This window comes from Micromonospora sp. WMMC250 (assembly GCF_027460215.1).
Classification (GTDB): Bacteria; Actinomycetota; Actinomycetes; order Mycobacteriales; family Micromonosporaceae; genus Micromonospora; species Micromonospora taraxaci.
In genome coordinates this window covers 4,938,340-4,959,187 of the sequence record NZ_JAPZBJ010000002.1, presented here as the reverse complement: position 1 = coordinate 4,959,187, position 20,848 = coordinate 4,938,340, and the positions used below count along the sequence as shown (strand labels likewise).

Genomic DNA, 20,848 nt, shown 5'->3' with positions numbered 1-20,848 from the left:
CGTCAGAGGTTCGTCGGTCATGATTCCCTAACCACCGTCCCACCATCCGGACGCCGGGAGGAAACATGATCGAGTCACTGCTGGTAGCCAATCGGGGTGAGATCGCCCGCCGGATCATCCGGACCGCCAAGCGGCTCGGCATCCGCGCCATCGCGGTTCACTCGGAGGCCGATGCCGACCTGCCGTTCGTGGCAGAGGCGGACGAGGCGGTCCTCATCGGCCCGGCGAACCCGGCCCTGAGCTACCGCAACACCGAGGCGATCCTCGCCGCCGCGAAGGCGACAGGTGCGCAGGCCATCCACCCCGGCTACGGCTTCCTGTCGGAGAACGCCGAGTTCGCCCGTACCGTCGAGGCCGGTGGTCTGATCTGGGTCGGCCCCGACGCGGACGCGATCACCGCGATGGGCGACAAGATCAACGCCCGTAACCTGATGGCGGCGGCCGGTGTTCCGGTCGCGCCGGGCACCACCGACCCGGCCGCCGACCTGGACGCGGCGGTGACGGCCGCCGCCGAGATCGGCTACCCGGTGATGGTCAAGGCCGCGGCCGGTGGCGGCGGCATGGGCATGGGCGTCGCCGTCGACGAGGCCGCGTTGCGCACCGAGTACGACAAGGTGCGCGCGTTCGCGGAGCGGATGTTCGGCGACGGGTCGGTGTTGATCGAGCGGTACTTCCCCCGGGTGCGCCACGTCGAGGTGCAGATCCTCGGTCTGGCCGACGGTCGGGTGGTGGCGCTCGGTGAGCGGGAGTGCTCGGTGCAGCGACGGAACCAGAAGCTGGTCGAGGAGTCCCCGTCCCCGGCGGTCTCGCCGGAGCTGCGGGTCCGCCTTCTGGCGGCGGCGGTCCGGGCCGGCGAGGCGGTCGGTTACCGCAACGCGGGCACTGTGGAGTGCCTGCTGGTCCCGCGTCAGCGGGACTCCGAGGGCGACGTCCCCGGCTCCGAAGACTTTTTCTTCCTGGAGATGAACACACGGCTCCAGGTGGAGCACCCGGTGACCGAGTACGTCTACGGGATCGACCTGGTCGAGGAGCAGTTGCGGGTGGCGTCCGGGCTGGCGCCGACGTTCGACCCGGACGCCCTGACGCCGGCCGGGCACGCGATCGAGATGCGGATCAACGCGGAGGACCCGAAGCGTTTCCTGCCCGGCCCCGGTGTGGTGAAGACCTGGGTGGAGCCCGCCGGCGTGGGTGTCCGGGTGGATTCCGGCTACACCGAGGGCAACACGGTCACCCCGTTCTACGACAGCCTGATGGCGAAGCTGATCATCAGCGGGGCGACCCGCGACGAGGTGCTCGAACGCGCGAAGGAAGCGGTCGCCGGGTTCCAGGTCGTCGGCCCGAAGAACAACCTGCCCTTCTTCGCCGAGCTGCTGGACAACGAGGAGTTCCGCTCCGGCGCCTACGACACGGGCATCGTCTCCCGGATGCGCTGAACGGTCAGGTCCCCCGGGCGGCCCGTCGCCCGGCGGTGCGGCCCGGCGCTGTTGCCTGGCGGCCCCGGCGGCGCGGCAGGGCGGTGCGGCCCGGCGGCGCGGCCGGGCGGTGCGGCCGGGCGGTGCGGCCCGGCGGCCGGGCGAGACTGGTTGATGGGCCCTTTGCTCTGCTTACCTATATGCGACAGCGGCGTCCGAATGACGGACAGTAGCCGTCGCAGATAGGGCAGCAGAGCAAAGCGGCCGACATGCTGTCCCGATCCGACGTCACAGCGAGGTGACCGATGAGCCAGTTGCCAGATTCCGTCTCGATCCGCGAGGTCGGGCCACGGGACGGGTTGCAGAACGAGGACCCGATCCCGACCGACGCGAAGGTCCGTCTGCTCGACGCACTCTCCGGCACCGGGGTGCGCCGGATCGAGGCGGTGTCGTTCGTACATCCGAAGGCGATCCCGCAGATGGCCGACGCCGACGAGGTGTGGCAGCGGGCGGTGAAGGTCGACGGGGTGCGGTACTCGGCGCTGGTGCCGAACACCCGGGGCGCCCAGCGGGCCCTCGCCGCCGGGTTCACCGAGATCGAGGTGGTGGTCTCCGCCAGCGACACGCACAACCACCGCAACGTCAACCGGTCGACCGACGAGTCGCTGGACGACATCGCCGAACTGATCGACCTGCTGCACGGCGCGTCCGCTCGGGTGGAGGTGATCGTGGCGACCAGCTTCGGCTGCCCGTACGAGGGTGACGTCGACCCGGCGCGGGTGGCCGGCATCGTCGACCGGGTGGTCCGGGACGGCGCGGACCGGGTCGCGTTCGGCGACACCACCGGCATGGGCACGCCGCGCCGGGTCCGTGAGCTGTTGACCGCGGTACGCGACCGCAACGCGAACGTGCCGGTGCTGCTGCACTTCCACAACACCCGGGGGACGGCGCTGGCCAACCTGTTGACCGCGTTGGAGCTGGGGGTGACCGAGTTCGACGCCAGCGTCGGTGGCCTGGGCGGCTGCCCGTACGCGCCGGGGGCGAGCGGCAACCTGGCGACCGAGGAGGCAGTGCACATGCTGCACGACATGGGCATCGACACCGGCATCGACCTGGCGGCCCTCGTCGAGGCGGCGGAGCTGGCCGAGGAGTTGCTCGGCAAGAAGTTGCCGTCGGGTGTGCTGCGGGCTGGTCCACGGACCCGACTGACCCCGATGCTGAGCTGAGTGAGACGCGGGGAGGGGCCGGCACGAGGCCGGCCCCTCCGACGTACCAGGTCGATCAGCCCACCGGGGTGAGCATGCTCGGCCAGCTGTCGCGGAAGATGTCCGCCTCGGCGCGGTCGGTGCTGCGCTCGGTGGCGATGCGGGTGCCGGCGAAGAGGTTGCTCACCCGGTTCGCCTCGGCGCTGCTCGGGTACGGGTTGGTGCAGCTGGTGCCGGCGCTGCCACCGGACATCAGCAGCGAGCAGTTGCCGTTGTAGTTGTCCGGCAGGCCGAGGATGTGCCCGATCTCGTGGGTCATGATGCGAAGCGGGCTGTACTGCGCGGCCTGCTGGGTGTCGATGTAGACCCGGCCGTTGCCGAGGCTGGTCCGGACGGCGTACGAGCCGCCGCCGGTGATCTGGTAGATCCGCAGGTTCGAGCCGCAGTTGGCGGAGAGCGTCAGGTTGACGGTGGCGTTGTTCCAGATCGAGGCGGCCTGGTTGGCGGTGCCGGCGTAGCTGCCTGCCTGGCTGGTGTTGTAGCAGATGGTCATCGCGGCGGACGCGGGCGACGGGTTGGCGACCGTGACGCCGAGGGTGGCGAGTGTCGTCGCGAGCACCGCGACGGCGAGCCGATTGAGTCGTGAGGTCATCGCTGACTCCAATCCGGGAGGAGGGGTGCCAGGAGCCTAGCGATATGTATTCACGTTTTTCAATGTCTTGTTCTCGGCCCAACTGTCTGGTTCGCTCGTAGGTCGCCGACAACCACGCCGATGCGCTAGCCTAACGATCGTTCAGGTCAGTACGGCGAGGGAGTCGGCGTGACGCTCGACGGTGAGGCGCTGGAGCAGCTGCGCAAGCGGGCCCGGTCCGGCGGCGCGGACAAGTACCACGCGGCCAACGCGGCCAAGGGCAAGCTCTTCGCCCGTGAGCGGGTCGCACTCCTGGTCGACGAGGGTTCGTTCGTCGAGGACGGCCTCTACGCCAACTCGACGGCCGAAGGGTTGCCCGCCGACGGGGTGGTCACCGGCACCGCCACGATCGACGGCCGACAGGTCTGCCTGATGGCCAACGACTCCACGGTCAAGGCCGGCAGCTGGGGCGCCCGCACCGTCGAGAAAATCATCCGGATCATCGAGCGGGCGTACGGCGCCGGCGTGCCGATGGTCTACCTGGTCGACTCGGCCGGCGCGCGGATCACCGACCAGGTCGACCTCTTCCCCGGCCGCCGTGGCGCCGGCAAGATCTTCTGGAACCAGGTGCGCGCCTCGGGTTCGATCCCGCAGGTGTGTGCGCTGTTCGGTCCGAGCGCCGCCGGTGGGGCGTACATCCCGGCGTTCTGCGACGTGGTGGCCCTGGTCGACGGCAACGCGAGCATGTACCTCGGCTCCGACCGGATGGTCGAGATGGTCACCGGCGAGAAGACCACCCTGGAGGCGATGGGTGGGGCCAGGGTGCACACCGCCGAATCGGGTGTCGGGCACTTCCTCTGCAAGACCGAGGCCGACGCGCTCGACGTGGTGAAGACCTACCTGTCGTACCTCCCGGCGAACTGGACCCAGGCGCCGCCGGCCGCGCCGGCGGTCGCCGCGCCCGCGAAGGCCGACCTGGCCGCGCTGGTGCCGGCCAGCGAGCGGCAGGCGTTCGACATGCGGCGGTACGTCAAGGGCCTGCTCGACGAGGGCTCCTTCTTCGAGATCCAGGCCCTCTGGGCCAAGGAGCTGACCATCGGCTTCGGTCGCCTCGACGGGCAGGTCGTCGGCGTCGTCGGCAACAACTCGATGTTCAAGGGCGGCGTGCTCTTCGTCGACTCGGCCGACAAGGCCACCCGGTTCGTGCAGCTCTGCGACGCCTTCAACGTCCCGCTGCTGTTCCTCAGCGACGTACCAGGCTTCATGGTCGGCAGCGCCGTGGAGAAGCAGGGCATCATCCGGCACGGCGCAAAGATGATCACCGCGATCTCCGAGGCGACGGTCCCGAAGATCTGCGTGGTGGTCCGCAAGGCGTACGGCGCCGGCCTCTACGCGATGGCCGGCCCAGGGTTCGAGCCGGACGCCACGATCGCCCTGCCGACCGCGAAGATCGCGGTGATGGGGGCCGAGGCCGCCGTGAACGCCGTCTACGCCAACAAGATCGCCGCCATCGAGGACGAGGCCGAGCGGGCCGCCTTCGTGGCCGCCAAGCGAGCCGAGTACGAGCAGGACATCGACGTGGTCCGGCTCGCCAGCGAGCTGGTGGTGGACGCCATCGTCGAGCCGCACGACCTGCGTACCGAGCTGGTCCGTCGCTTCGCGGCGGCGCGTACGAAGGACCGGCACTTCTCCCGACGCCGGCACGGCGTGACCCCGGTCTGATCCTCGACCGCCCGCACAGCGACCCGTCCCGGCGTCACGAGCGCCGGCGGACCGTCCCTACTGGAGGATGAGATGGACTTCCGGCTCACCGACGAACAAGCGGCGCTGCGGGAGAGCGTGCGGGACTTCGCACGCGAGGTGGTCGCCCCGGTCATCGCCGAGCACTACGAGCAGCACACCTTCCCGTACGAGGTGGTCCGGCAGATGGGCAAGATGGGCCTGTTCGGCCTGCCTTTCGCCGAGGAGCACGGTGGGATGGGCGGCGACTACTTCGCGCTTTGCCTGGCCCTCGAGGAGTTGGCGCGGGTCGACTCCAGCGTGGCCATCACGCTGGAGGCGGCGGTCTCGTTGGGTGCGATGCCGATCTACCGCTTCGGCACCGAGGAGCAGAAGGCGACCTGGCTGCCCAGGCTGCTCAGCGGCGAGGCGTTGGCCGGTTTCGGGCTCACCGAGCCGGGCACCGGCTCGGACGCCGCCGGCACCCAGACCCGCGCGGTGCTGGACGGCGACGAGTGGGTGATCAACGGGTCGAAGGCGTTCATCACCAACTCGGGCACCGACATCACGGCGATGGTGACCGTCACGGCGGTGACCGGCACGAACCCGGACGGCTCCAAGGAGCTGTCGACCATCATCGTGCCGACCGGCACGCCCGGGTTCACCGTCGCGGCGGGCTACTCCAAGGTGGGGTGGACCGCCTCGGACACCCACGAGCTGACCTTCGACGACTGCCGCGTACCGGCGGCCAACCTGCTCGGCGCGCGGGGTCGGGGTTTCGCGCAGTTCCTGCGGATCCTCGACGAGGGTCGGATCGCCATCGCCGCGTTGGCCGTCGGCCTCGCCCAGGGCTGTGTCGACGAGTCGATCAAGTACGCGAAGGAGCGGCACGCCTTCGGTCAGCCGATCGGCGCCAACCAGGCGATCCAGTTCAAGATCGCGGACATGGAGCTGAAGGCGCACACCGCCCGGCTGGCCTACTACGACGCCGCCGCCCGGATGCTGGCCGGCGAGCCGTTCAAGCGGCAGGCCGCCATCGCCAAGCTGCACGCCAGCACGATCGCCGTCGACAACGCTCGGGAGGCGACCCAGATCCACGGCGGGTACGGCTTCATGAACGAGTACCCGGTGGCCCGTTTCTGGCGGGACTCCAAGATCCTGGAGATCGGCGAGGGCACCAGCGAGGTGCAGCGGATGATCATCGCTCGGGACCTGGGCCTCTGAACCGTTCCACCCGCCGTCCGTACCGGACGGGCTGGCCGTACGGCTGTCGGATTTCGGCGGGTGGGCGTCAATAGCCCGACGTTCGCCTGCCAACCGTCGGAGTCGATCCGTACTCTTCGTGCCCATGACTCCGGATCATGATGGGTCGCGGAGCCCGGCTGGCCGTACCCCGCTGCCGGAGCTGCTCCGCGAGCATCGACGCGCCGCCGGCCTGACCCAGGCCGAGCTGGCGTCCCGGGCCGGGGTGGGTGTGCGGACGGTGCGTGATCTGGAGCGTGGCCGGGCGGTCCGGCCGCAGCGCACCACTGTGGACCTGCTTGCCGCGGCGTTGGCGTTGGCCGGCGCCGATCGGGCGGCGTTCCTGGCCGCGGCCCGCGGCTCCGGCACCGAGCCAACCCGACCGGACACCACCTCGACGGCGACCGCTGTCCCGACCTTCGACCGGCCGGTCAGCCTCCCGCCTCCGGTCGCGCTGATCGGTCGGGGCCGCGACATCACCGAGTTGACCGCCATGCTGACCGAGGAGCGTGGCCCTCGGCTGGTGAGCCTGGTCGGGCTGGCGGGGGTCGGCAAGACCGCCCTGGCGACGTCGGTGGCGCACGCGGTGGCCCCCGCCCATCCGGCCGGAGTGGCCGGGGTGCTGATCGGCGAGGGTTCGGACGGGCCGGACGTACTCGCCGCCTCGATGGCCGTACTCGGGGCGGCGCGGCCGACGGAACTCGTGGCACAGCTCGCCGGCCGACCGGTCCTGCTGGTGATGGACGCCGTGGAACGCGCCCCGGGTCCGGTCGCCGCGACGGTGCACCGGCTGATCGCAGCCCTGCCGTCGCTACGGGTGCTGGTCACCGGGCGACACCCGGTCGGTCTACCCGGCGAGCGGGTCTGGCCGGTCGCGCCGCTCGACGTGCCTCCCCCGGACGTCGCGTACACCGGACTGGCCACGCTCGAAACGTGGCCGGCGGTGGCCCTGTTCACCGCCCGGCTCGCCCAGGTCCGCCGGGAGACACCCACCCCCGACGAATTGCCGGCGCTTGCCGCGCTGGTTCGCCGCCTGGGCGGGCTGCCGCTCGCCATCGAGCTGATGGCCGCCCGGGGTCGGCTCCTCGACCTCACCGAACTGCTGGACCGGTACGGCGATCGGGTGCTCGACCTGGCCGCTCCCGCCGACGCCACGGTCCACCCCGGTTGGGACGCGCCGGACGCGCTCACCCGACGGCCGACCACCCCTTCCGCGGTTGCCACTGTCACCTTGCGCGAGGCGGTCGCGACCAGCTACCGGCTGCTGGCACCGGACGAGCGGGCGGCGCTGCGGCAGCTCGCCGTTTTCGGCAACCGCTGGTCGGTGGAGTTGGCCGAGGAGATGCTCGCCGACAAGGCCGACCAGGACGGCACCGTGGCGATCGACCCCGTCCCCCGGCTGGACCGGTTCGTCGAGCTGGGGCTGCTGAGCGTACGCGGCACCGGTTCGTTCCGGTTCCGGCTTCTCGACGCGGTCCGTGAGTACGCCGTCGAGCAGGCGGCCGGCGAGGGGGAGTTGACCTGCATCCGGCGGCGACACGCGGAGGTGATCTCACGGTTGGTGGCGCGGACCGCCGTCGACCTCGTCGGTCCGCGTTCGTCCGAGGCGGTGCACCGGCTGGACGAGATGACGAGTGACATCAGCTCGTCGCTGGCCCACGCGGCGACCGACGACCCGTTGACGGCGCTGCGGCTGGCGGCCTGCCTGACCCGTTGGTGGCGGTTCCGTGGGCGCGATGTCGTCGGGCGGCAGTGGTTGCACCGCCTGCTGGCGGACCCGCGTACCGCCGACGCCGACCCGATCCTGCGGGGCTGGGCCGCGATCGGTGTCGCCCGCCTCGCGGCCGAGCACGGTGCGGGTGCCGAGGAGTTGCCGACGGCGCGTGCGGCGTTGGAAACCTTCCGGCAGGCCGGCGATGTCACAGGTGAGCTGGAGGCGCGGATCGTGCTCGGCACACTGTTGATCGCCGTCGGCCGACAGGACGAGGCGCGCGAGCAGGCCGAGGTGGTGCTGCGGCTGGCGGCCCGCGACGGGCGGACCCGGGACCTGGCGGTGGCTCAGAACAGCCTCGCCTGGCACGAGATGCGGATCGGTGACCTGGCTGCGGCACGACGCCGGCTCGCTGCGGCGGACCGACTCGCCGCCGAGAGTGGGGAACAGCGGCTGCGGGTGCTGGTCTGGGCCAGTCGAGCCGAGGTCGCCCGCCTGGAGGGTTGGTACGCCGACGCCGTGGACCGCGGTCGGCGGGCGATGGCGGCGTTGTCCGAGCTGGGTGACCAGGGGCGCCGCCGCCGAACGCTCGGGACCGTCGGGCTGGCGCTGGCCCAGGACGGGCGTGCCGTGGAGGCGACCGAGGTGCTCGCCGAGTTGCGAGCGGGAACGGCCGAGGCCGCGGCGGCGGGTTCGGTGCGAGCACCGTCTGGGCGGGGTGTGCCACGCCAACGCTCCGGTGACATGGCGCTGTCCGGGGACGGGCCGGACGTCGGCCTCTGCGCGCTCATCGAGGGCAACCTCGCGTTGCACAGGGGTGACCGGGAATTGGCCGCCGAATGGTTCGCGGCCGCTGCCGAGGCGGGCCAGGATCGGCGGGACGTGGTGGAGGCGCTGGTGGGGCTGGCCGCGAGCACAGCTGACCCGGCGGTCCTCGATCGGCTCGACCAGGTGTGTCGGGAGAGCGGCATCGCGCTGCTGCCCCACGAGTCGGGACTGCTCTACGCGTTGACGGCCGACCGGGACGGGCCGGCGGCCCCGTAGCGCGCTGGGGCGGATGCTCCCTGCGGATCGACGACGGCAGGGCGACGGGAGAGTGGCGCGGACGAAGAGCCCCCTTGGTGCTACCCCTCGCTGATCGCCCGCGCCGTCACCCCCCGGTTGATCCCCGGTGTGGGAAGCCTGCCACCGCCGGAACGGCAGAAAGTCGACTTGGCCCGAATGATCCAGCTTGGTGTGGGCAGTTCTGCCGGTCTTTCTGCCGGTGCGCGCACCCGCCGCCCGGGTGCTCTCACTGTTGATCGGTCGCGGTCTCCTGCGCGAAGGTGGTGTCGTCGCTGCCGGCGGTAGCGCACGGATGTGCGGCGTCGCGAACCCGCCGCAACCCGTCGAGGAGGGCGGTCAACGCCTCGGGGTCGAGTTGACCGGTGAACCACTGTTCGATCATCTGTAGGTGACCGGGCAGCGTCTCGTTCAGGCGCTGCATCCCCGCGGCGGTCACCACCGCGTACGAGCTGCGCCGGTCGTTCGGGCAGGCCCGACGAGTGAGGAGGCCGTCACGTTCCATCCGGTCCACCACGCGGGTCACCCCACTGGTCGACAGTGAGGTCTGCGCGGCGAGGTCGGTCATGCGTAGCTGGTTGCCCGGCGAGCGGGCCAGTCGGGTGATGACCTCGAACTCGACCGCGGACAGGCCGTGCTCCTCGAGTTGGGCGTTGAACCGGGCGGACAGCCCGGCGTGTGCCTCGAAGAGCAGGCCGACGGCGGTGATCCGGGGATCGTCGAAGACGTTGGTCACGCGTTCATCCTAGCAGTACTTGACACAGGGAATGTTGTTGCGGCTATAGTTGCTTAAGCAGTCGTTGGGCTACTAAACAATCTTCTGGAGGACAGCAGCATGACCAGCAGCATCGATGCGGTTACCCGCGACTGGGACGGCCTCACCATCCCGACGGCCGGCACCTACGCGCTCGACGTGGCGCACAAGCGGGTCGGCTTCGTTGCCCGGCACATGATGGTGAGCAAGGTTCGCGGTGAGTTCAACGAGGCGACCGCCACCATCACCGTCGCGGAGGACCCGCTGCAGTCGTCGGTCGTCGCGACCATCCAGGCCGCCAGCATCGACACCACCCAGGCCGACCGGGACGCCCACCTGCGCAGCCCCGAGTTCCTGGACTCCGACAAGTTCCCGACCCTCGAATTCCGCAGCACGGGGGTCAAGTCCCGTAGCGGCAACGAGTTCGTGCTCGCCGGCGAGCTGACCATCAAGGACGTCACGCGCCCGGTCGAGCTGGAGGTGGAGTTCGAGGGTGTCGGCCGTAGCCCGTTCGGCCAGGACATCTTCGGCTTCTCCGCGAGCACCGAGATCGACCGCGAGGAGTTCGGCCTGACCTGGAACGTCGCCCTGGAGACCGGGGGCGTGCTGGTCAGCCGCAAGATCAAGATCGAGATCGAGGGTGAGGCCGTCCGTCAGGCCTGATCCCTCCCGGATCACCGGTACGCAGGGCCCGCGCCGCACGTCGGCGCGGGCCCTGCGTCGTCTACCACCCCGGTGGCGCCGTGGTAATTGTCACGACTTGTTCGCACCGCCATCGGGTCGTGTCGGCCGGCCACGGGGTACAGATGGCGCCACGAGAGCCGCCCGCTCGGGTCGAAGTCGGAACACCGCCGTCGGCCTCTGGCCCCGGTCAGGTGGGCGCTCTTACCGTTGATGGTTCACAATGCGCTTTCCGGGACGGCAGGATCCCGACCGCGCCGGCTGTCGGGAGGACACATGGGCAGGGACGTCTCACAGGGCGCCTTCACCCGGGATGATCGCGTCCGATACCGGCAGAAGGTGCGGCGGTGCCTTGACGTCTTCGCCCTCATGCTCGACGACTTCGGGTTCGACGCCGACCGCCCGATGACCGGCCTGGAGATCGAACTCAACCTGGTCGACTCGACGGCCGAACCGGCGATGCGCAACGAGGAGATCCTCGCCGACATCGCCGATCCGCTCTTTCAGACCGAGCTGGGGCAGTTCAACCTCGAACTCAACGCCGAGCCCCGGCTGATCGAGGGCGCCGGCTTCGCCGACTACGAACGTGACCTGCGCGGCAGCCTCTCCCGGGCCGACGAGCGCGCGGCCCGGTCCGACGCGAACATCGTCCTGGTCGGCATCCTGCCCACCCTCACCGAGGGGCACCTGGTCGAGGACAATCTCTCCACCAACGAGCGCTACCGGGTGCTCAACGACCAGATCGTCGGCGCCCGCGGCGAGGACATCGAGCTGGACATCCGTGGCGTCGAGCAACTACGGACGCACACCGACTCGATCGCCCCCGAGGCCGCCTGCACCAGCCTCCAGTTCCACCTCCAGGTGGCGGCCGACAGCTTCGCCGACTACTGGAACGCCTCCCAGGCCATCGCCGGTGTGCAGGTGGCGGTCGGAGCGAACAGCCCCTACCTGTACGGCCGTCAACTCTGGGCGGAGACCCGGATCGCCCTGTTCCAGCAGGCCACCGACACTCGTCCCGACGAACTCAAGGCCCAGGGGGTACGCCCCCGGGTGTGGTTCGGCGAGCGATGGATCACCTCGATCTTCGACCTCTTCGAGGAGAACGTGCGGTATTTTCCGCCGTTGCTGCCGATCTGCGAGGACGAGGACCCGGTGGAGGTGCTGCACGCCGGCGGCGTACCGAAGCTCGGGGAGTTGAGGCTGCACAACGGCACCGTTTACCGGTGGAACCGCCCGGTCTACGACATCATGAACGGCCGCCCGCACCTGCGAGTCGAGAACCGGGTGTTGCCGGCCGGCCCGACGGTGGTGGACATGCTCGCCAACGCGGCCTTCTACTTCGGGTTGGCTCGTGGTCTGGCCGAGGCGGACCGTCCGATCTGGAGCCAACTGACCTTCAGCTCCGCCGAGGAGAACTTCCACGCCGCCGCCCGACGTGGCCTCGACGCCGTTCTTCACTGGCCCGGGCTCGGTGACGTGCCGGTCACCAAGCTGGTGCTGGACCAGTTGCTGCCCACCGCTGCGGCCGGCCTGGACGGGTTCGGCGTCGCGGCGGCCCAACGGGACAGGTTGCTCGGCATCATCGAGCAGCGTTGCCGGACCGGCCGCAACGGCGCCGTCTGGCAGACCGAGACGGTCTGGGCGGCGGAGCGGCAGCACGGCATGGACCGGAAGGCCGCGCTGCACCACATGGTCCAGCGTTACGCGGAACTCCAGCGCTCCAACGAACCCGTGCACACCTGGCCAGTGAACTGACCCCGGACGGGTCAACAGAAGGGCGGTCAGCCGGTGGTGGGGCGGCGGGCTGCGCGGGTGCGCCGGGGGGTCGGTGTCGGACCCTCGTCCGGCGGCCCGGACAGGTCCGGGTCCGTCCGTGGCGTAGGCACCCTGGGGAGCGCATCCTCGTCCGGTCGGGAATCCGGCCCGGCCGGCTCCGGCGCGGCAGCCCTGCGACGACGGCCTGCGGTGCCGGTAGACCGATCGGAGGCCGCCGGCTCAGGGTCGGTGCCCGCGATCGGTGAGGTCGGGATCGGCCCGTCAGTGGTGACAGGCGTCAACTCGGTCGCGACGGCCGCGGTCGAGTCGGCAGCCGTCGCCGGCGCGGTCGACCCGAGCTGGGTGGTGCGGTTCCGGTCAGCTCGCTCCGCGAAAGCGGCGGCCAGCACCGAGCCGCCGACACCGGCGATCACCGCGTACGGGGCGACCAGTTGGGTGGACAGCTGCGCGGGGCCGAGCGTCGACCAGTGCGGCAGTGTGGTCAGGTAGGCGAGCGCGACGAGCACCGGCCCGGCAGCGCCGGAGGCCGCAGCGCCGACCCGGTGTCCGGTCGAACGCGCCGCCCGCCGGGCGGCCAGCACGCCGATCAGCAGCGCGGGTACGAGTGCCAGCAGCGCACCCGGCCAGTAGAGCTGGCCACCGATCCAGTAGTGCGAGTGGTCCGGGTCGAGGTGCCAGGTGCCCAGTTGTGCACCGGTCAGCCCGCGTCCGACGCGTACCCCGTCGATCACCGAGACCACCGCGAGCAGCCAGAGCCAGGCGGCCGTCGCGGTCACGTTGACAGCCGCCGCCCGGGAGCGCAGCGCCCAGATCGCGACGACCACGCCCAGCAGGATGCCCAGCGTCGCCTGGACGGCGGCGGTACGTTGCGGTGTGCCGGTGTCCGCGCCGGTGGCCACCCGCGCGGGTACGGCGATCAGCAACACCGTCACCAGGCCGCCGATGCCGGCGCCGAGCGCGAGTGCCACCCGGCGCAGCAGACCGTCACGCTCGGCCGTCGGCTCCGGGCCGGTGGTGTCGCCGGTGGTGTCGAGTGCGGACTCGCGAGTGCCCGCCTGGGTGTCCGGCGTGGTCGCCGAGTCGGGAGAGTCCACCTCTGCCGGCTTCGGTGCGCTGCGGTGGTGCAGTCGCTGCGCGCAGACCGCGCCGAGGACCGTCGAGCTGGCAGCGAGCCAGGTGGCCCAGGCGAGGCCGTCGGCCCAGGCTGTGTCGGTGGCCCCGGCCTCGGTGGGCGTCCAGGCGATGACGCCGAGCCCGTAGCCGAAGCCCAGTTGTGCGGCGCCCGCGCCGGCAGCGACCCCGATCGCCGTGGCGATCGATACTCCCCAGCCCTGTCTGGCCATGCCGGGCAGCGTAACGTCCCGTCGTCGGCGCGGCGAGTCGCAACGACCCGCCGGTGCGGACGGCCGGCGCAACAGGTTGGGCGACGGACGGTACGGTCGCCGGTGATGAGGCGGTGGGCGGTATGACGGACACGAACACGGGCCGGCAGGATGCCGTCGGTGGCCAGGGTGGTGCCGGCGCGGGCCGGGCCAGCGTGTTGCTGGGTGGCGGGTTGGCCGCTGTGCTGCTCGCCGCGGTCGGCGCGACAGGTGGTTGGCTGCTGGCCGGCGACGGAGGCACGTCCTCGGAGGATCCCCTCGCCGTCGCGAGCCTGAGCGGTTCGCCGACCGGTCGAGCCACCGCGCCCCGGCCGAGCACCGGGCGGGCCACACCGTCGACCGTCCGGACCTCCGCCGGCGCGACCAAGGGGACCGGCCTGACCGTGCCGCCGGTGATCGGTACCGACTTCGTCGAGGCCCGGGACCTGTTGCGTAAGCAGCGGCTGGGCTGGCGGTTGGTCTTCGGTGGCGGCACCGGCCGTACCGTCGAGAACACGTCGCCGGCGGTGGGCACCGAGGTCACCCGGGGTACGACAGTGCAACTCCAGGTCGCGGGCCCGGCGCCGGCAGCCGAGGTTCCGGACGTGGTCGGGGACAACTGCGACAAGGCCGCCAACGAGTTGATCGACGAGGGCCTCTATCCGCGTTACGTCAGTGGGCGAAGTGGAAAGGTCACCCGCCAGGAGCCGGCCGAGGACGGCGCTGCCCGATGGAACGACGAGGTCAGCATCTGGTGTGGGACGGACGGCGTCGAACAGCCGACCACCAAACCCACCCCCTGAGCTGTTTCCCGCACCGGTCGACGCGCCGCCTCCCGCGCGGCTCGGCACGCTGATCCCCGCCGATGGCGCCGTGGACGACTAGGTTGACGGTCGAGGGCCATGACGCCCGTCCGGTTCGGGGAAGGGACGTGCGATGAGCAACGACCGCCAGGAGCCTCCCGCCGACGAGAACGACGACGACCGGACCCGGGCCCTGCCCCCGGCCGCCGACCGGCCGGAGTCATCGCCGCCGACCCGACCCACCGCAGGTGCGGACGAGACAGCACCGATCGACCGCCGTCCTGCTTCGGTGCCCGACGAGACGGCACCGATCGACCGGACCGTCCCTGCGCGTCCCGATCTGTCGCCCGACGAGACCATGCCGATCGATCGGTCCACCGGCACGCCCGCCGACCGCACGGCGCGGATACCGCCGTCGTGGTCCGGGCGGGCCGAGGTCCGGCCGTCCCGACCGACCGACGCCGCTGAGTGGTACGTCGAGGAGCAGGGCGGCCGACGCTGGTGGCTGCCGATCCTCTGGGGTGTGCTCGGGCTGCTGCTCGCCGGTCTGCTCGGCGGAGCGCTCTGGTTGGTGCTCGCCAACCAGGACGACGACCGTGACGACCCCGGGCCCACCCCCTCGCTCCCGCCGGCCAGTGCGACGAGTGCCGCGCCGACCACCGAGTCCCCGACCTCGGCGGCACCGACCAGCGAGTCGCCGAGCGGTTCGCCGACCACAACGGCACCGGACGAGGTGCCGGTGCCGCCGCTCACCGGCCTCCCACAGGCCACCGCCGAGGGTTTGTTGAACCGGCTCGGTCTCCCCTACCGCGTGGTGTACCGCCCGTCGGAACTGCCGCCGGGCACGGTGGTGGGCACCGAACCGGAGGCGGGCACACCGGTGCCGACCGACGAGGAGGTGCTGCTGGTGGTGTCCCAGGCCCGGCCCTCCACCGGGGGGAGCCCGACCACGCCGACCCCCACGGTGACGAGCACGTCGTGATGGCTGGTCACCACATCCGGCGGCGGGTACCGACCATGCCGAGGCCGGCCAGCGAGATGGTGAGACCGAAGATCCCGGACCAGAAGAGGGACCGACGGACGTCGGTGGCGGTGTGCCCGGTCGGAGCCGCCTCGGTCAGCTCCTGACGGCCGTCGGACTGGCCGCCGGCGCCGTGGCCGGCCACCGGCCCCGTCGGGTCGGCGGCCTGGGCGGGAGCGTCGCCGCCGATCCAAGCGGGTTCGTCGTACACCGATGGATCGTCGTTTGACGGAGGGTCGGCGTCGGCCACGGTGATCTCCGGTGCGGGCACCGGCGCGGTCAGCGGGGTGGACGACATCGCCGGGTCTCGGAGGAGGACCAGCGCTGTGGCCATCGCCCCGAGGAGGGCCAGTAGTCCGAATGCGTAGGCGATACGGGAGCGGTGGTGCCGCCGAAGGGCGGGCTGATTGACCATGACCATCCCAGGGTCAGGGTCCTGGACGTGCGGGTGGAGCTGTGCCGGGGTGGGCGTACCAATTCTATGGCGGCGGCACGCCCACCGGCGGCGGATCGGGCCGGTCAGCCAACCCGGACTGGGGTACGGGCAACCGGTCGCCGGGCCCGCACGGTGTGCGGACGGGGCTCGGGGGCGGCCTGCAGTTGCTGCAGCCCTTCCCGCTGAACGAAGATCGAACGTCGGTTGACCGCGTCGCCCGCGGCATTCAACTCGTAGCCGTCGAGCCAGAGCCAGCCGTCATAGGTGGGCCAGTCGAGCACCCGGATCACCCGGAACTTGATCGGCCTGAGGAACTGGACACTCGCCGCGCGAGTCACGTGCAGTACGTCACCGGTGCGGGGAAGCACATGGGCTCCTGGGGAGGGTTGGCCGGCGGGCTGCCGGCGGTGCCTGAACGGGGGACGTCTCGGCCGGCGACGGGGTCGTGCCTCGTGAACCGGTGGTGCGGATGGCGGTGGTCGGGCCGTACTCCGTTGGTGACGTGCCGCCACCCGACCACCACCCGACTGCTTCCGGGAACCGCGCCCGCCGCCGCAGCTTGCCGGCTTGCAGCGGCGGGGTCTTTACCCCGGAGCAGGTCTCGGTGTCGTCGGCCGGGCCCGCGTCGTGCCCAGCTTCCCCGGGTCGGTGGGGTCACCACTCCGAGGGAGCGAACGGAGACGCTGAGTGATCCGTGCCATACGGACAGAGTGCATCAGGGACGTGCTTCATGCAAGTTGCACGTCGACTTTTGCCGATACGTGAGCGTGTCGCGCGAAAGGCCTATTGAAGCCATCCGCGTCCGGACGGCACACTGGGGGCCGGTTTCGCCCGTCGCGGCCGGCCGAGGACCGGCACCACTCCCCTTCGTCGCGAACGCTCGCCGGTCGACGGTCGCGCCCCCGGCGGGTGTCACCCAGTGGCGCGTTACCGGAGGTAGCCCGAGTGGGGTCGAGCAGCCAGCGGCGGGGACCACTGACTCGTGGGTTGCGCCATGAGTGAGCGGCGCAGTCCGACCATCAGACGGCGGCGGCTCGGTGCCGAGCTGCGCCGCCAGCGGGAGTCCGCCGGAATCACCATCGAGGTGGTCGCCGAGCAGTTGGAGTGCTCGGCGTCGAAGGTCTCCCGGATCGAGACCGGCCACACCACGGCCACCCCTCGCGACGTACGGGACATGCTGCGGATCTACGGCGTGGTCGGCGCCGAGAGCGACGAGCTCGTGCAGATCGCACGGGAGGCCCGCCAGAAGGGCTGGTGGCATCCGTACAGCACGGTGCTCGTCGGCGCGTACGTCGGGCTGGAGGCGGCGGCGAGCTCGATAAGGGCGTACGAACAGCAGGTCGTGCCGGGCCTCCTGGAGACCGAGGAGTACGCCGGAGCCATGATCCGCGCCGCTCGGCCGGACTTCACCGCCGATCAGGTACACCAAAGGGTGCGTGTCCGTCTGGGCCGTCAGTCGTTATTGACCCAGGACGATCCGGTCGATCTGTGGGTGGTGCTCGATGAGGCGGTGGTAAGTCGGCCGGTGGGCGGGGACGAGGTGATGCGCGGCCAACTCAGACGGTTGGTCGAGGTGGCCGAGTTGCCGAACGTGACGCTGCAGATCCTGCCCTTCGAGGTGGGTGCGCACGCCGGCATGGACGGCACGTTCACGATCCTCAGCTTCCCTGAGCCCGGTGATCCGGATGTTGTGTACGCGGAGAACGCCACGGGTGGGCTTTTCCTCGAGAAGAGCGACGAACTACAGAAGTACAGCTTCATCTTCGATCACATCCGCGCTGCGGCCATACGTCCGGAGGAGTCCGTCGCACACATCGCAAAACTGGCAGAGGAGCCGTTGTGGAAATGGCGACCAAGGGGTTCCCCGTGGACCTGACGCAGGCAGCATGGTTCAAGAGTTCGAAGAGCGGACCGAACTGTGACAACTGCGTGGAGGTGGCGTACGTGACGGGGGCGGTCGGAGTGCGGGACTCGAAGGACAAGGCGGGCCCAGCCCTGGTCTTCGCACCCGGTGACTGGCACGCCTTCGTCGCGGGCACCCGAGGTGGTGTGTTCGGCGCGGTCTGAGTGAATGGCCCCAGCGAGTCCCCGTCCGGCCCTGCCGGCCGGGGACTCCGCCGTCTTCGGCCGGCCGGTGAACGGCGGTGCCGGTGAGGTTCCGGGGGGAATCCCGTCGCCACATCGCGCCCGTCTCGTTGAACCGGTCGGTACGGCACTGGTCGACGACCCGCCGCACCGACCCGCAACCGAGCGAGTAGGCGAGACGGATGACGACGATCGGTTCAGACAACCTCACCAACAGTCCGGCCAAGGCGGAACGATTCGGTGGCAAGTATCGCGGGGCCCGTCGGGACACCGTACTGACCGAGGTGGTCTCGACCGACCAGGAGTTGAGCGGGCGGGAGGCGACCTCCGAGTCGGCGGATCCTCCGCTCTCGTTGCCCTCGTTGGACCCGAATCCGCTGATCGAGCCGTCGTTCCCGCCGAGCGGGTGGCCGATGGAGTCCACCGAGTCCTTCGCGGACCACCCACTGCTGCGTGGCCTGCTGATGGAGCTGCCGCCGAAGGGCAGCCTGCCCTCGCAGGACTGGCTGGACCGCTGGTTCGAGGCGACCAGGGCGATCCTGGAGTTGCTATACGTGCAGGGGGCCAGCCGCCCGCGTTGACCGGGCGGCGTCCGGTTGGGCCCGCTCGGCCAGGCGGCTGTGGCGAAGTGCGTGCCGGACCGCGATGACGGCGACCGCGAGCGCGCCCACCGTGATCGCGGGCCCGGTGACGCTGGGGTCGGCCCCGAGGTCGGTGCCGATCGCCGCGATCACCGCCGGCATCGTGGCCAGGGCGGCAACCTGGAGGGGCAGCCCCACGAGCGGGTGGGCGGCGGCGGCGCGCAGCCCGTGCGGCGCGGGTGTGGCGGGAGCGTTGGCGAAGGCACCCGCCCCGGCCCACAGCCGGCGGATCCGCCGTACCGAGCAGACCGCCGCCACGAGCGCCGGGCCGGCGGCCAGGGTGAGCCCGGCGGCGGCCCGGTCGACCGGGGCGGAGCCTGCGCTGAGCAGACCGCCGCCGAGCACGGCCGCGGTGAGTGTCAGCCCGGTGAGGGTCAGGACCAGCAACCATCCGGTACGCCGACGAAGCGCGCGGGTGTTGCGCAGGCGGGGAAGGCCGTCGGCGACGACGCCGGCGGCCAACCAGGCGGCGGCTACCGGGAACAGGATGGTGAGCTGACTCTCCATGTTCGAGAGTCTTTCCCGGATCGGCGCCTGGCGAATCCGGGCCGGCCCCCTGTTCGTCCCGGACGTCGGGCCCGTAGGGGGTCATCACCCGAAGGTATGGCCGTTTCGACATGTTCAAGTGCCCGACGGCTGATCTACCCTCAGCTGGATCGGCATGCGTCGATTGATTTTGGGACCGGCGTCACGTTCCGCCGCCGGTCAGAGGGAGGTAGGAGATGGGTCTTCCACGAAGGTCCGTACTGATCGGGGTGGCCACGGCGACCGTGCTGGCCGTCGGCACCCCGGCCCTGGCCGCCGAACCCGTCGGTGTGGTGCGGGCCGCGGGCGGCGCCACCGCCGTGCCGGACAGCTACATCGTCGTACTCAAGGACAGCGCGGTGGCCCGGGACCGGGTCGGCGACGCCGCGAAGCGGCTCTCCGGTCGCCACGGCGGCGCGGTGGCCCGCACCTACGCAGCGGCGCTGCGTGGCTTCGAGGTCAAGGTCAGCGCGAGCGCGGCGGCGCGGATCGCGGCCGACCCGGCGGTGGCGTACGTCGAGCAGAACCACACCGTCTCGATCTCCGGAACGCAGACCAACCCGCCCTCCTGGGGCCTGGACCGGATCGACCAGCGCAACCGGCCGTTGGACAGCTCCTACACCTACCCGAACACGGCGAGCAACGTGCACGCCTACATCATCGACACCGGTATCCGGTTCTCCCACAACGACTTCGGCGGCCGAGCCACCTCCGGCTACGACGCCGTGGACGGCGGGTCGGCCGACGACTGCAACGGCCACGGCACGCACGTCGCCGGCACCGTCGGCGGGTCGTCGTACGGCGTGGCCAAGGGCGTCCAGCTCGTCGGCGTACGGGTGCTGAACTGCTCCGGCAGCGGCACCAACGCCGGTGTGATCGCCGGCGTCGACTGGGTCACCGCGAACGCGATCAAGCCGGCCGTGGCGAACATGAGCCTCGGTGGCGGCGCGAACAGTTCGCTGGACAACGCCGTGCGCAACTCGATCGCCTCCGGCGTGACGTACGGCCTGGCGGCCGGCAACGACAGCGGCGCGAACGCGTGCAACACCTCGCCGGCCCGTACCACGGAGGCCATCACGGTCGGCTCCACGACCAGCGCGGACGCCCGTTCGTCGTTCTCCAACATCGGCACCTGTCTGGACATCTTCGCGCCCGGCTCGTCGATCACCTCGGCCTGGTACAACAGCAACACCGCCACCAACACGATCAGCGGCACCTCGATGGCCACGCCGCACGTGGTCGGGGCGGCGGCCCTGGTGGCCAGTGCCAACCCGGGCTGGACGCCGGCGCAGGTGCGCAACGAGCTCGTGTCCACCGCCACCCCCAACGTGATCAGCAACGTCGGCTCGGGCTCGCCGAACCTGCTGCTCTACGTAGGCGGCGGCACCACCCCGCCGCCGCCCACCGGCTGCACCGGCACCAACGGCACCGATGTGTCGATCCCGGACGCCGGCTCGGCGGTGACCAGCTCGATCACCATCTCCGGCTGTGGCCGCAACGCGTCCTCGGCGTCCACGGTGGCGGTGAACATCGTGCACACCTACCGAGGTGACCTGGTCATCGACCTGCTCGCCCCGGACGGCAGCTCCTACCGGCTGAAGAACAGCAGCACCTCGGACAGCGCCGACAACGTGATCGCCACGTACTCGGTCAACGTCTCCGGTGAGGCTGCCGACGGCACCTGGCGGCTTCAGGTGCGCGACACCTACTCGGCCGACACCGGCTACATCAACACCTGGACCCTGACCGTCTGAGCGGTCTCCCACGACCGAGGCCCCACCCG

19 protein-coding genes are annotated in these 20,848 nt (G+C 71.0%); 13 read left to right on the top strand and 6 right to left on the bottom strand.

Annotated features, from left to right (window positions below; genetic code table 11):
- The first annotated feature begins 65 nt into the window (after positions 1-65).
- Positions 66-1,433 (top strand): acetyl-CoA carboxylase biotin carboxylase subunit, encoded by a 1,368-nt coding sequence (locus tag O3438_RS22305; protein WP_269681743.1) that lies wholly within the window; start codon positions 66-68, stop codon positions 1,431-1,433.
- A gap of 293 nt (positions 1,434-1,726) precedes the next feature.
- Positions 1,727-2,638, top strand: a complete 912-nt coding sequence (locus tag O3438_RS22300; RefSeq protein WP_269683720.1) for a hydroxymethylglutaryl-CoA lyase — start codon at positions 1,727-1,729, stop codon at positions 2,636-2,638.
- A 55-nt stretch (positions 2,639-2,693) separates the two neighbouring features.
- Here the strand turns inward: O3438_RS22300 and O3438_RS22295 are convergent, their stop codons facing one another.
- Complete coding sequence (locus tag O3438_RS22295; protein WP_269681742.1) at positions 2,694-3,269, bottom strand: snapalysin family zinc-dependent metalloprotease; 576 nt, start codon at positions 3,267-3,269, stop codon at positions 2,694-2,696.
- Between the two features lie 168 nt (positions 3,270-3,437).
- Between O3438_RS22295 and O3438_RS22290 the strand changes: the two genes are divergently transcribed.
- The 3 genes from O3438_RS22290 to O3438_RS22280 all read left to right on the top strand — a co-directional run bounded on the left by O3438_RS22290 (position 3,438) and on the right by O3438_RS22280 (position 8,964).
- A complete protein-coding gene (locus tag O3438_RS22290; protein WP_269681741.1) occupies positions 3,438-4,970 on the top strand; it encodes an acyl-CoA carboxylase subunit beta in 1,533 nt (510 codons plus the stop codon).
- 72 nt (positions 4,971-5,042) lie between these two features.
- Complete coding sequence (locus O3438_RS22285; protein ID WP_269681740.1) at positions 5,043-6,191, top strand: acyl-CoA dehydrogenase family protein; 1,149 nt, start codon at positions 5,043-5,045, stop codon at positions 6,189-6,191.
- A gap of 124 nt (positions 6,192-6,315) precedes the next feature.
- Positions 6,316-8,964 carry an ATP-binding protein gene (locus O3438_RS22280; RefSeq protein WP_269681739.1) on the top strand — a complete coding sequence of 883 codons (2,649 nt, stop codon included), beginning with the start codon at positions 6,316-6,318 and terminating at the stop codon, positions 8,962-8,964.
- A 247-nt stretch (positions 8,965-9,211) separates the two neighbouring features.
- On the opposite strand, the gene O3438_RS22275 is transcribed toward O3438_RS22280, so the two are convergent.
- The gene (locus tag O3438_RS22275; RefSeq protein WP_269681738.1) at positions 9,212-9,718 is read right to left on the bottom strand and encodes a MarR family winged helix-turn-helix transcriptional regulator; all 507 of its coding nucleotides are present in this window, start codon (positions 9,716-9,718) and stop codon (positions 9,212-9,214) included.
- Between the two features lie 99 nt (positions 9,719-9,817).
- On the opposite strand from O3438_RS22275, the gene O3438_RS22270 reads away from it, so the two are divergent.
- Together O3438_RS22270 and O3438_RS22265 are read left to right on the top strand one after the other, a co-directional pair.
- Positions 9,818-10,399, top strand: coding sequence for a YceI family protein (locus O3438_RS22270; protein WP_269681737.1), 582 nt, complete (start codon positions 9,818-9,820; stop codon positions 10,397-10,399).
- A 294-nt stretch (positions 10,400-10,693) separates the two neighbouring features.
- On the top strand, positions 10,694-12,172 hold the full coding sequence (locus O3438_RS22265; RefSeq protein ID WP_269681736.1) for a glutamate--cysteine ligase: 1,479 nt from the start codon (positions 10,694-10,696) through the stop codon (positions 12,170-12,172).
- A gap of 26 nt (positions 12,173-12,198) precedes the next feature.
- Here O3438_RS22265 and O3438_RS22260 read toward each other — a convergent pair whose 3' ends face one another.
- Entirely contained in the window at positions 12,199-13,536 is a 1,338-nt protein-coding gene (locus O3438_RS22260; protein ID WP_269681735.1) for a hypothetical protein, read from the bottom strand.
- 122 nt (positions 13,537-13,658) lie between these two features.
- Between O3438_RS22260 and O3438_RS22255 the strand changes: the two genes are divergently transcribed.
- Positions 13,659-14,357, top strand: a complete 699-nt coding sequence (locus tag O3438_RS22255; protein ID WP_269681734.1) for a PASTA domain-containing protein — start codon at positions 13,659-13,661, stop codon at positions 14,355-14,357.
- A gap of 133 nt (positions 14,358-14,490) precedes the next feature.
- Complete coding sequence (locus O3438_RS22250; RefSeq protein WP_269681733.1) at positions 14,491-15,339, top strand: PASTA domain-containing protein; 849 nt, start codon at positions 14,491-14,493, stop codon at positions 15,337-15,339.
- Positions 15,340-15,346: 7 nt separating this feature from the next.
- Here O3438_RS22250 and O3438_RS22245 read toward each other — a convergent pair whose 3' ends face one another.
- Positions 15,347-15,799 carry a hypothetical protein gene (locus tag O3438_RS22245; protein ID WP_269681732.1) on the bottom strand — a complete coding sequence of 151 codons (453 nt, stop codon included), beginning with the start codon at positions 15,797-15,799 and terminating at the stop codon, positions 15,347-15,349.
- Between the two features lie 98 nt (positions 15,800-15,897).
- On the bottom strand, positions 15,898-16,182 hold the full coding sequence (locus O3438_RS22240; RefSeq protein ID WP_088986988.1) for a hypothetical protein: 285 nt from the start codon (positions 16,180-16,182) through the stop codon (positions 15,898-15,900).
- A gap of 626 nt (positions 16,183-16,808) precedes the next feature.
- On the opposite strand from O3438_RS22240, the gene O3438_RS22235 reads away from it, so the two are divergent.
- The 3 genes from O3438_RS22235 (at position 16,809) to O3438_RS22225 (ending at position 18,480) form a co-directional block, all read left to right on the top strand.
- On the top strand, positions 16,809-17,690 hold the full coding sequence (locus tag O3438_RS22235; protein ID WP_088986987.1) for a helix-turn-helix domain-containing protein: 882 nt from the start codon (positions 16,809-16,811) through the stop codon (positions 17,688-17,690).
- Positions 17,660-17,881 carry a DUF397 domain-containing protein gene (locus O3438_RS22230; protein WP_088986986.1) on the top strand — a complete coding sequence of 74 codons (222 nt, stop codon included), beginning with the start codon at positions 17,660-17,662 and terminating at the stop codon, positions 17,879-17,881. The genes O3438_RS22235 and O3438_RS22230 overlap by 31 nt, the downstream gene beginning before the upstream one ends.
- A 200-nt stretch (positions 17,882-18,081) precedes the next feature.
- Positions 18,082-18,480: a hypothetical protein gene (locus tag O3438_RS22225; RefSeq protein ID WP_269681731.1), complete on the top strand. Its 399-nt coding sequence runs from the start codon at positions 18,082-18,084 to the stop codon at positions 18,478-18,480.
- Here O3438_RS22225 and O3438_RS22220 read toward each other — a convergent pair.
- Positions 18,448-19,047, bottom strand: a complete 600-nt coding sequence (locus O3438_RS22220; protein ID WP_269681730.1) for a hypothetical protein — start codon at positions 19,045-19,047, stop codon at positions 18,448-18,450. The genes O3438_RS22225 and O3438_RS22220 overlap by 33 nt on opposite strands.
- A gap of 215 nt (positions 19,048-19,262) precedes the next feature.
- Here O3438_RS22220 and O3438_RS22215 point away from each other — a divergent pair, with 215 nt between their 5' ends.
- Positions 19,263-20,819, top strand: coding sequence for a S8 family peptidase (locus O3438_RS22215; RefSeq protein ID WP_269681729.1), 1,557 nt, complete (start codon positions 19,263-19,265; stop codon positions 20,817-20,819).
- Positions 20,820-20,848 lie beyond the last annotated feature (29 nt).

Bases quoted from the DNA above. Each gene is read 5' to 3' on its own strand.
- O3438_RS22305 (WP_269681743.1), top strand. From the start codon at position 66: ATGATCGAGTCACTGCTGGTAGCCAATCGGGGTGAGATCGCCCGCCGG.
- O3438_RS22295 (WP_269681742.1), bottom strand. From the start codon at position 3,269: ATGACCTCACGACTCAATCGGCTCGCCGTCGCGGTGCTCGCGACGACA.
- O3438_RS22285 (WP_269681740.1), top strand. From the start codon at position 5,043: ATGGACTTCCGGCTCACCGACGAACAAGCGGCGCTGCGGGAGAGCGTG.
- O3438_RS22280 (WP_269681739.1), top strand. From the start codon at position 6,316: ATGACTCCGGATCATGATGGGTCGCGGAGCCCGGCTGGCCGTACCCCG.
- O3438_RS22270 (WP_269681737.1), top strand. From the start codon at position 9,818: ATGACCAGCAGCATCGATGCGGTTACCCGCGACTGGGACGGCCTCACC.
- O3438_RS22265 (WP_269681736.1), top strand. From the start codon at position 10,694: ATGGGCAGGGACGTCTCACAGGGCGCCTTCACCCGGGATGATCGCGTC.
- O3438_RS22260 (WP_269681735.1), bottom strand. From the start codon at position 13,536: ATGGCCAGACAGGGCTGGGGAGTATCGATCGCCACGGCGATCGGGGTC.
- O3438_RS22255 (WP_269681734.1), top strand. From the start codon at position 13,659: ATGACGGACACGAACACGGGCCGGCAGGATGCCGTCGGTGGCCAGGGT.
- O3438_RS22250 (WP_269681733.1), top strand. From the start codon at position 14,491: ATGAGCAACGACCGCCAGGAGCCTCCCGCCGACGAGAACGACGACGAC.
- O3438_RS22245 (WP_269681732.1), bottom strand. From the start codon at position 15,799: ATGGTCATGGTCAATCAGCCCGCCCTTCGGCGGCACCACCGCTCCCGT.
- O3438_RS22235 (WP_088986987.1), top strand. From the start codon at position 16,809: ATGAGTGAGCGGCGCAGTCCGACCATCAGACGGCGGCGGCTCGGTGCC.
- O3438_RS22230 (WP_088986986.1), top strand. From the start codon at position 17,660: ATGGCGACCAAGGGGTTCCCCGTGGACCTGACGCAGGCAGCATGGTTC.
- O3438_RS22225 (WP_269681731.1), top strand. From the start codon at position 18,082: ATGACGACGATCGGTTCAGACAACCTCACCAACAGTCCGGCCAAGGCG.
- O3438_RS22220 (WP_269681730.1), bottom strand. From the start codon at position 19,047: ATGGAGAGTCAGCTCACCATCCTGTTCCCGGTAGCCGCCGCCTGGTTG.
- O3438_RS22215 (WP_269681729.1), top strand. From the start codon at position 19,263: ATGGGTCTTCCACGAAGGTCCGTACTGATCGGGGTGGCCACGGCGACC.